This window comes from Serratia sp. NPDC087055, from assembly GCF_044900985.1.
GTDB lineage: Bacteria > Pseudomonadota > Gammaproteobacteria > Enterobacterales > Enterobacteriaceae > Serratia.
Map to the genome: position 1 here is coordinate 1 of NZ_JBJDOG010000017.1, position 1,221 is coordinate 1,221.

1 protein-coding gene is annotated in these 1,221 nt (G+C 53.7%); it reads left to right on the plus strand.

Translation table 11 applies throughout. The features are described from left to right. The first annotated feature begins 71 nt into the window (after positions 1-71). Positions 72-1,192 (plus strand): IS3 family transposase gene (locus tag ACI2J2_RS24580; RefSeq protein WP_144079308.1). Its coding sequence is split into 2 segments (ribosomal slippage): positions 72-330 and positions 330-1,192, totalling 1,122 coding nucleotides; the frame shifts between segments, so codons are not numbered across the junction. Positions 1,193-1,221: the final 29 nt, after the last annotated feature.

A 1,221-nucleotide genomic window follows, 5' to 3' on the forward strand; every position in this document is an offset into this window, starting at 1 on the left:
TGACCTGCTCCCCGTTGATTAATACAACGCGATGTTAGTAATGTCTTCATAAGCCACATGAGGACACCCCCATGAAGAAGCGTTTTTCCGACGAACAGATCATCAGTATTCTCCGCGAGGCTGAAGCCGGGGTTTCTGCCCGTGAGCTCTGCCGCAAGCACGCCATTTCCGACGCCACCTTTTATACCTGGCGCAAGAAGTATGGCGGCATGGAAGTACCCGAGGTTAAGCGCCTGAAGTTGCTTGAGGAAGAGAACGCCAGACTCAAGAAGCTGCTTGCCGAAGCCATGCTGGATAAGGAGGCACTTCAGGTGGCACTGGGGCGAAAGTACTGACGACAGACCAGAAGCGGGAAGCCGTTGAGTTTATGTGTGATGCGATCGGTCTGTCGCAACGTCGTGCCTGCAAGCTTACAGGTTTGTCCCTGTCGACCTGCCGCTATGAGGCTCAGCGTCCGGCGGCTGATGCGCATTTATCAGGGCGCATCACTGAGCTGGCACTGGAGCGCCGGCGTTTTGGCTACCGCCGCATCTGGCAGTTACTGCGCCGTGAAGGCCTTCATGTTAATCATAAGCGCGTGTACCGCCTTTATCATCTGAGCGGGCTGGGCGTAAAACGCAGGCGACGTCGTAAAGGGCTGGCAACAGAACGTCTGCCTCTGCTCCGCCCAGCGGCGCCCAACCTGACCTGGTCGATGGATTTTGTCATGGACGCACTGGCCACAGGTCGCAGGATCAAGTGCCTGACCTGTGTGGACGACTTCACGAAGGAGTGTCTGACAATTACCATCGCATTCGGCATTTCAGGCGTTCAGGTCACGCGAATTCTGGACAGCATTGCACTGTTCCGGGGCTATCCGGCGACGATAAGAACTGACCAGGGGCCGGAGTTCACTTGCCGCGCACTGGATCAATGGGCTTTTGAGCATGGTGTTGAGTTGCGCTTAATCCAGCCGGGCAAGCCAACGCAGAACGGATTTATTGAGAGCTTTAACGGACGATTTCGCGATGAATGTCTGAATGAGCATTGGTTCAGCGATATCGTTCATGCAAGGAAAATCATTAATAACTGGCGGCAGGATTATAACGAGTGTCGTCCACATTCAGCACTGAATTATCAGACGCCATCAGAGTTTGCAGCACGGTGGCGGAATGGAAAATGTGAAGATAAACAAACCGACATTACTAACTAACGGTTGTATCTAATACTGGGGGCAGGTCA